The organism is Streptomyces calidiresistens, from assembly GCF_014141525.1.
Lineage (GTDB): Bacteria > Actinomycetota > Actinomycetes > Streptomycetales > Streptomycetaceae > Streptomyces > Streptomyces calidiresistens.
The window spans coordinates 1-1,082 of record NZ_VKHS01001231.1 but is presented as its reverse complement, the minus strand read 5'-3'; the positions used below and the strand labels follow the sequence as shown (position 1 = coordinate 1,082).

The window sequence follows — 1,082 nt, the reverse complement described above, 5'->3', positions numbered from 1 at the left end:
GCCCGGGGGGACGGGAAGCGGGGACGGCTCCGGTCCGCGGGGCGGCCCCGGGGCTCAGCCGTCGAGGGTGACGATCATCTTCCCGGTGTTGCCGCCGTCGAGGAGGTCGAGGAAGGCGCGGGCGGCGTGGTCGATGCCGCGCACGACCGTCTCGCGGTTGTCGATCTCCCCGGAACGCAGCCAGCCCGTCATCTCCTCCAGGAAACGGGGGCGGGAGGCGTGGTGATCGCCGACGAGCATGCCCTCCAGCCGCAGGCGCTTGCCGATGACCTGCGCGAGGTTGCGCGGGGCGGCGGGCGGCTCGGTGGCGTTGTACTGCGAGATCATGCCGCAGATCACGGCCCGGCCGTGGACCCGCAGCGCACCGATCGCCGCCTCCAGGTGCTCGCCTCCGACGTTGTCGAAGTACAGGTCGATACCCTCGGGCGCGGCCTCCCGCAGACGGTCGCGCACCGGTCCGTCGTGGTAGTCGAAGGCGGCGTCGAAGCCGTACTCGCCGGTGAGCAGTCGGACCTTCTCCGGGGAGCCGGCGCTGCCGACCACGCGGGAGGCTCCCTTGAGACGGGCGATGCGACCGACCAGACCGCCGACCGCGCCGGCCGCGCCGGAGACGAAGACCGCGTCGCCGGGACGGAAGCCGCCCACCTCCAGCAGTCCCGCCCAGGCGGTGAGGCCGGGCATCCCGAGCACGCCGAGATACGCGCTCGGGGAGATGTCCCCCTTCCCGGAGGGGTCCCCGCCCGCGTCGGCGGGGATCACCGTGGCGTGGCGGGCCGGGAGGGTGGCGTACTCGCGCCAGCCCAGGTGGTGGACCACGAGCGCGCCCTCGGCGATGTCGGGGGTCCGGGAGGCGATCACCTCTCCCACCGCCCCGCCGTCCATGGGTGCATCCAGGGCGTAGGGAGCGACGTAGGACTTGACGTCGTTCATCCGTCCCCGCATGTAGGGGTCCACCGAGAGATGGAGGTTTCGGACCGTGACCTCACCCTCCCCCGGCTCCGCCACCGGGATCTCCCGCAGCGCGAAGTCCTCGGGGCGGGGTCGCCCGGCGGGGCGGGAGACCAGGTGCCAGGCACGACCGG

Annotated in this window: 1 protein-coding gene; it reads right to left on the bottom strand. The window is 73.6% G+C overall.

Annotation, left to right across the window (positions count from 1 at the left end):
• Nucleotides 1-54: 54 nt before the first annotated feature.
• A partial coding sequence (locus FOE67_RS26570) for an NADP-dependent oxidoreductase (protein WP_182667368.1) occupies nt 55-1,082 on the bottom strand: 1,028 nt, incomplete at its 5' end.